The organism is Nonomuraea aridisoli (assembly GCF_003236395.1).
Classification (GTDB): Bacteria; Actinomycetota; Actinomycetes; order Streptosporangiales; family Streptosporangiaceae; genus Nonomuraea; species Nonomuraea aridisoli.
On sequence record NZ_POUD01000373.1, the window covers coordinates 1 to 7,430 of the forward strand.

The window sequence follows — 7,430 nt, forward strand, 5'->3', positions numbered from 1 at the left end:
CCGCACGGCGACCCCTCCCCCACACCGACCCCCAGCAGCGGCACTCAGCGACCCAGCAGCCAGGGTCCTCCCACGCGAAAGGCCCGGCGGTCATATGCCGCCGGGCCTTTCGATCGCTACCGAATCGTCATGCAGCCCGTCAGTACGCCCCCAGGACGTCCACCACGAACACGAGCGTGCTGTTGGCGGGAATGCCCTGCTGCTCCTGCGCGCCGTACCCCATCTCCGGCGGGATGCTCATCACGACGCGGCTACCGACCGGCACCCCGGCCAGACCCTGCTGCCAGCCCTGGATCACCTGGTTGAGCGGGAACTCGGCCGGCTCCCCACGCTCCCAGCTGGAGTCGAACTGCTGGTCACTACCCCAGATCTTGCCGGTGTAGTGGACGGTGACCATCTGGTTCGGCTGCACCTTGGCGCCGGTGCCCTGGATGACGGTCTTGACGACGAGTTCCTTGGACGGCTTCTCGTCGGTCTTGGTGGTGAGCGTCGGCGCCTTCTCCCCACCCGGGTTGTCCACCTTGACGCCCTTGATGCTCTCGCCGGTCTCCTTGCCGGTGGCCACCTTCAACGCCGGCGGTTGCGTGCCGACCACGTCGAACACGAACACCTTCGTCGGCTCTGCGGACGTCGCCTGCGGCTGGGCCTCGATGTCGCTGGCCAGCACGGCCAGCAGGCGCCCACCGTGCTTGACCTTGGTGAACCCTTCCTGCAGCACCTGCGGCAGCTGCTCGTTGACCGGGATCGTCTCCGGCGCCTTGGTGTCGTAGGAGGAGCCCTGGACGGCGTTGCCCTTGCCGTCCCAGTTCCAGACGGTCAGGTTGACGATCACGCGGTCGCCCGCCTTGATGCCGTCGCCCGAGCCCGGCTGGATCACCTCGTAGGAGGACTTCGTCGCCGGCGAACCGGCGGGGAAGGCCACCGTGGGCTTGGCGCCCACGTTCCCCGTGACCTTGAGCCCGGAGGCGGCGGCCCCGCTGGCTGTGGCGGTGGCGGGGGCGGCGCCGGTGCCGTCGTCGGACCCGCATGCGGCGGCGAAAAACATCAAAGGCACGGCGGCCAGTACGGCCAAAGCGCGGCGCATCGAATTTCCCTCGGAAAAGACATCAGATTCGCGTCACACTACCCGAATCCGCAGTAGGGCCGAGGTAAACGAACTTCCACGTCCCCGGCAACCCAGCTCTCACCTCCCATTTCTCCGAGCATCCCGCCCAGACGCCAAACATCTCGAAGACACAACTCCGAGAAGACACTTCACACGGTTCACGGGGTTGTCCCGGCACCCGCCTGGCGCACTCGACAGACGCGCCCGAAGCCATGTCCGACTTTCTCCGCAGCCCACCGAGCACGGAAACAGCCACCCAGAGGAGGGGCCGAGGTCGAAGGCGAGCACACCCAGCACATGACCACCGACCTGCTGGTGAACGTCGACGGCGACCAGTAGACCGCCTCGGCGAACTCGCCGGTGTACTTCTACCGCGACGGCCCAACTCCCCACCAGACGAGCGGCCTGCGCCTGACCTCCACAGTGGTGCGGACGCCGGCGGGCTGGCGATTCCGCGAGGTGCGGATCATGCTCGCCTGGACACGCGAGGGTTGGTCCGTCCACGAAAAAGCGTGCAACGCCTTCGGGCATCGACCAGACCCCCACGACTCTCGCGTGGGCAAGTGTGGTCGGTGCGAGCCGTCCCGTCCCGGCGCAGTGAGAGTGTTCGCTCCAGCCCATGAGCGAGTTGACGCGTGCGGCGCCGTTCAAGCTGGCAGGGGCGGCACCGACCGAGGCAGGATCTAACGTCAGCTGCGGGATCTGCCTCGCTGGCCGTAGTGTCCTTCGTGCGGGCGCTGAGCCTGTTCCAGCAAGGGCCACCCGGCTGGTGCGAGACAAGCCGGTAGGGCTCAACGTGCCGTCTCAGTCGGAGACAGCGTCGCGTGGCTCATGCCGACAGATCTGGCCCGGCTCCGTCTGAGGGCACTGTTCGCGGTGCCTGCCTGCCGGGCCCCGGCACAGCCGTCCACGCTGGAAGCTGACGGTGGCGCACCGTCCCCTTCGACGGCTGCAGCCCGCTGTGGGTCCCGACTCCGAAGCAACCGCCGCCGGCTCGGCAAGATCGTCTATCGATCCGGGCGAACCGCTTATTCGGCATCAATGCTGGCGCCCTGGCGGAGACCGGCACACAGAGGCCTGCTGGCGGCGGTGGCCGGCCGGACACACCCAAGCCGACGAGCGCCCCGGACACACCAGCGCGAGCATCACATCCGGACCGACCATCGCGGCGGCCCGTACCGCGCAGCCCCGGCCCGATCGGCGTTCGGGCAAAGGCCCGGGAAGATCGGCGGGCCGCCGTAGCGGCCGGCAGGCCGAGGGAGGTTCACTCCCCCGGCCGCCGGCGCTCCGGCGGCTACATGCCCGCGATCAGCTTGTCGACCCGCTCGTCCACGCTGCGGAACGGGTCCTTGCACAACACCGTGCGCTGCGCCTGGTCGTTCAGCTTCAGGTGCACCCAGTCGACGGTGAAGTCGCGCCGCTTCTCCTGCGCCTTGCGGATGAACTCACCGCGCAGCCGCGCTCGCGTCGTCTGCGGCGGCACCGACTTGGCCTCGAAGATCTTCAGATCGGACGCCACCCGCTCCACCGAGCCGCGCTTCTGCAGCAGGTAGTACAGCCCCCGCTTGCGATGCACGTCGTGGTAGGCCAGATCGAGCTGGGCCACCCGGGGCGAGGACAGCGGCAGATCGTACTTCTTCCGGTAACGCTCGATGAGCTGGTATTTCGTCACCCAGTCGATCTCGCGCGAGACCAGGTCGAGGTTGCCGGTGTCGACCGCGTTCAGCGTGCGCTCCCACAGGTCGAGAACCCGATGGGTGATCGCGTCGCCGCCGCGGCGGTCGACGAAGTCCTTAGCCTTCGACAGGTACTCCTGCTGAATCTCCAGGCTGGACGCCTCACGCCCGTTGGCCAGCCGAACCCTGCGCCGGCCGGTCATGTCGTGGGACACCTCGCGGATGGCCCGGATCGGGTTCTCCAGCGACAGGTCGCGCATCACGGTGCCCGACTCGATCATGCGCAGCACCAGATCGGTGGCGCCGACCTTGAGCAGCATCGTGGTCTCGCTCATGTTGGAGTCGCCCACGATGACGTGCAGCCGCCGGAAGCGCTCGGCGTCGGCGTGCGGCTCGTCGCGCGTGTTGATGATCGGCCTGGAACGCGTGGTGGCGCTGGAGACGCCCTCCCAGATGTGCTCGGCCCGCTGCGAGACGCAGTAGACCGCGCCGCGCGGCGTCTGCAGCACCTTGCCGGCCCCGCACACGATCTGCCGCGTCACCAGGAACGGAATGAGCACATCGGCCAGCCGCCCGAACTCCCCGTGCCGGCCGACGAGGTAGTTCTCGTGGCAGCCGTAGGAGTTTCCGGCGGAGTCGGTGTTGTTCTTGAAGAGGTAGATGTCACCCGCGATGCCCTCTTCACGCAGCCGCTTCTCGGCGTCGACGAGCAGCCCTTCGAGGATCCGCTCGCCGGCCTTGTCGTGCGTGACGAGCTCGATGACGTTGTCACACTCGGGTGTTGCGTATTCAGGATGACTGCCCACGTCGAGGTAGAGACGTGCGCCGTTACGGAGGAAGACGTTGCTCGATCGGCCCCAAGACACGACCCGCCTGAACAAGTAGCGCGCGACCTCGTCGGGCGACAGCCTGCGCTGCCCCCTGAACGTGCAGGTCACGCCGTACTCGTTCTCGAGCCCGAAGATGCGACGATCCATCACCTCACACTATGCCCACGGATCGGCCAACGGGAGAGATCTCCCAGGTGTTTTCCCATCGGAACCCCCACATGACCGTTTCGTCCCGCGCCCGCCCCCACGGGGCGCGGGACCCGCGCGGCCTCCCTCAGGGCGTGAAGATCTCCTGAACCTGCACGATCTTCCCCTTGTGGACGGTGATCAGAGCGGGATGCCGGACGCGGTCGTGCCGCTTGACCAGCGTGGTCCTGGAGCACCGCTTGACGCCGAGCCCCGCCTTCCGGTCGACCGTCAGATCGGCCATCCCCGGCCCGCACCCGAACGCGGACAAATAGACCACGTCCTTGGCGATCGGCGAGGCGTACGCTCTGACGTCACCCTCAGGCGGACCCTCGAAGTGGCCCTCCGTGTGGGTGCCCCTCTTCCAGCGGATCGGCTCGTACTCGGCGACGCCGCCGCGCACGTCCGTGATCCACCCGCGCAGAACGCCGTTGCCGCGCGGGCTCAGGCCCTTGGTGAAGTCGTGCTTCGGGTCGGCCTGGAAGGTCGTGCCGAAGATCTTCGGCGCCTTGTACTTCGGGTACGCGGTCGTGGCCTGCGCGGCCACACCCGAGGTCAGCATCACGGCCACGGCCGCGCCGGCCGCGAGAATGCCACGCAGAGGAGTGTTCACGGATCATCAGACCCACCGTTTTCCCCGCAAGTTCAGACGATCCCGAGTGAAACAGATCACACCGCACCACCCTCCCACCGAAACACCACTCCGCAGCGACCACCTGACCGCCGTGCCATCGCTCCCAGCAAGACCGCCCGCCGAGGAGCGCGCTCACCAAGGAGCGGCGCGATCTGGACCGGTCACCAGGGGCCTGCAAGGCGTAACCACCGTGACCGGCCAAGGCCACGCGATGCCGGGCGTAGGCGTGTGCACGGGTTCTGGCGCGGACGCAGACGAGCTTCGACGACCGCCACCGGACCCGTACGTTCAACGATGCCGATGCCACCCGGCCGGGACGCCTGAGATCAAGGCGCCGGGCATCGGCAGATCGCGAGCTTCAGTACGTCCCCCTCAGTGTTCAGCAGGCCCGCGGCGAGAAGACCCGGCAGACGGGGCCACGGCGCGCCCATCGGTCAACGGGAGCCGCGCCAGGGGTCCTGGCGCGCCACCCGCCGCCTAAGGGGCAGACAGTGGAACCTGGCTACGCACCACCAGGGGGCGGTTCGCCGCGCAGGCGGGTGCCGCCGACCGCACACTGGCCCCTTTGTCCCAGGCGACCGCACGCTGGCCCGCCCGTTCCGGGCCGACCTCGGGATGACCTTTCCCCAGTGGCGCACCCGGCTCCGCCTCCACCGCGCCCTGATCCTGCTGGCCGACGGCGTGCCGGTCACAGCGGTCGCGCACCGGTGCCGGTGGGGCGACCGCTCCCGAGCCTCCCGCCCCAACAGCGGCCCTTCCCGTTGGGGTCGAACCACGCTGTAAGTCATAGCTCGGACAGCCCCGCAAGCGCGTCGGCAACCCTCCCGCCGAGGCAGGGGCGAACGCAGCTCCGACCCAGGACCGAGGCGGCCCGCGAGCACGTCAGTCCGCCCTTGCCCCGGACACGCATGGCCTCGGAGGACCACATGCGGCAACCAGCACCCGTACAGGACGGAGGTCGCGGCGTTCCGTGCCTCCCCACCCGGTCAACCACCAACCCGCGGCCAGCAGACGACCGTCGTGCGTCCGGCGACTCACCGCAGCCCTGAAGCCCGCAGGAGCAACAGCCGCTCCGCGCACGCACCCGTGCCCGCCACGATCACGCCTGTGCTCCCAAGAGCGCGCGGCGCACAACGGCGGCGGGGGCTGCCGATGGCAGCCCCCGCTCGACGTCCTACAGCCCCCTACAGGGGCGAAGAGCCGTCGTCCACATCGCCGTCAGGCCCCGTGGGCGGCGGCGCCGAAGAGTCGCCGGACGACGAGGACGGAGCCTCCGGCGCGGCCGGCGGAGTCGACGCCTGAGTGAGCAGACGCTCCAGACGCGCCCCGGTCAGCCGCTGGAACTTGCGGTTCTCCCGGTTACGGTCGAGAACGGCCACCTCCAGCTGCGCCACGGGCGGCCGCTCCCCGCCCGGCTCGGTCAACGCGCTCAGCGCCACATCCAGCGCGTCCGCCAGCGACATCGACTCGCGGTAGCGCTCCTTCAACCGGCCCACCACCGCCTCGGCCTGGCCGCCCATCGCGGCGAAGCCGTGCTCGTCGAACACCGACCCGTCGAAGGTGAGACGGTAGATCGCGTCGCCGTCCTTCGTGTCGCCCACCTCCGCGACGACGACCTCCACCTCCAGCGACTTGATCGACTCGGTGAAGATGCGGCCCAGGTTGGAGGCGTAAAGGTTGGCCAGACCACGCCCGGTCACGTCCGAGCGGTCGTAGGTGTAGCCGTTGATGTCGGCGTAGCGGATGCCGCCGAGCCTCAGCTCCTCGAACTCGTTGTAACGCCCCACCGCCGCGAACCCGATGCGGTCGTAAATCTCACTGATCTTGTGCAGCGCCCGCGACGGGTTCGGCGCCACGAACAGGATGCCGTCGATGTACTGCAACACGACGACGGACCGGCCCCGCGCGATGCCCTTGCGCGCGTAGTCGGCCTTGTCCCGCATGATCTGCTCAGGGGACGCATATCCGAAAGGCATGGACACGTGTGGTGGTCCTTTCTTAACGCAGCGGGGCGATGGGGCCGTCGGGCGAGATCAGGCGGGCGTCGAGCATCTGCTCCACATAACCGGCGACCTGCTCGTCGGTCAGGCGGCGGAAACCGTCGGCGTCGATCACCCCCACGATGGGCCAGATCTTCCTGGTGACGTCGGGACCACCGGTCGCGGAGTCGTCGTCGGCCGCGTCATAGAGCGCCTGGATCAACGTCATCACCATGTCGTCGCTCGACGCGCCGTCGCGGTAGAGCTTCTTCAACGCCCCGCGGGCGAAGATCGAACCCGACCCGATCGCGTCGAACCGCTCCCGCTCGTAAGGCCCGCCCGCCACGTCGTAACTGAAGATGCGGCCCTCGTCCTTGTCGGGGTCGTAGGCGGCGAACAGCGGCACCACCACCAGCCCCTGCATCGCCATGGCGAGGTTGCCCCTGATCATCGTCGCCAGCCGGTTGGCCTTACCGGCCACCGACATCGTGCGGCCCTCGAGCTTCTCGTAGTGCTCCAGCTCGACGCGGAACAGCCGGGCGAACTCGATGCCGGTGCTCGCCGTGCCCGCGATGCCCATGCACGAGTAGTCGTCGGCGCGGAACACCTTCTCCACGTCACGCTGCGAGATGATGTTGCCCGACGTCGCCCGCCGGTCGCCGGCCATCACCACGCCGCCGGCGAAGGTGGCGGCCACGATCGTGGTCGCGTGCGGCACCTGGTCGCCGATCGGCGTGGCCAGCACCTCGTCCCGTTGCGGCAGCAACTGAGGCGCATAAGAGCTGAGAAACTCCGTGAACGAGGAAGTTCCGGTGTTGCTGAAAAGCTGATTCACCAAGCCGACGGGCAGATCCCTGTGCGATGCCACGCGACTCCCTCCAAACGTCAGTGTTCCTAGGGCGACCCTACTCATGTTGGGTTGCTGTCTGCACTTCCCACGATCAGCTCACGGCGAACCCCACCACTACCACTACACCCGAAAGCCCCGCCAGGCATTCCACCCACAGATCACCCCCACCG

Annotated in this window: 6 protein-coding genes; 1 reads left to right on the forward strand and 5 read right to left on the reverse strand. The window is 68.4% G+C overall.

The window, feature by feature from the left end:
* Positions 1-139 precede the first annotated feature (139 nt).
* The 3 genes from C1J01_RS44280 to C1J01_RS44295 form a co-directional block, all read right to left on the reverse strand.
* Positions 140-1,084, reverse strand: coding sequence for an FKBP-type peptidyl-prolyl cis-trans isomerase (locus tag C1J01_RS44280; RefSeq protein ID WP_111185010.1), 945 nt, complete (start codon positions 1,082-1,084; stop codon positions 140-142).
* Between the two features lie 1,315 nt (positions 1,085-2,399).
* Positions 2,400-3,758 carry a Pup--protein ligase gene (gene pafA / locus C1J01_RS44290; RefSeq protein ID WP_111185011.1) on the reverse strand — a complete coding sequence of 453 codons (1,359 nt, stop codon included), beginning with the start codon at positions 3,756-3,758 and terminating at the stop codon, positions 2,400-2,402.
* A 127-nt stretch (positions 3,759-3,885) separates the two neighbouring features.
* Entirely contained in the window at positions 3,886-4,410 is a 525-nt protein-coding gene (locus C1J01_RS44295; protein ID WP_235855077.1) for a hypothetical protein, read from the reverse strand.
* A gap of 396 nt (positions 4,411-4,806) precedes the next feature.
* Here C1J01_RS44295 and C1J01_RS53365 point away from each other — a divergent pair, with 396 nt between their 5' ends.
* Positions 4,807-5,214, forward strand: a complete 408-nt coding sequence (locus C1J01_RS53365) for a helix-turn-helix domain-containing protein (protein WP_268958810.1) — start codon at positions 4,807-4,809, stop codon at positions 5,212-5,214.
* 401 nt (positions 5,215-5,615) lie between these two features.
* On the opposite strand, the gene prcA is transcribed toward C1J01_RS53365, so the two are convergent.
* Positions 5,616-6,407, reverse strand: coding sequence for a proteasome subunit alpha (gene prcA / locus C1J01_RS44305; RefSeq protein WP_181449306.1), 792 nt, complete (start codon positions 6,405-6,407; stop codon positions 5,616-5,618).
* Between the two features lie 22 nt (positions 6,408-6,429).
* On the reverse strand, positions 6,430-7,278 hold the full coding sequence (gene prcB, locus C1J01_RS44310; protein ID WP_111185013.1) for a proteasome subunit beta: 849 nt from the start codon (positions 7,276-7,278) through the stop codon (positions 6,430-6,432).
* Positions 7,279-7,430 lie beyond the last annotated feature (152 nt).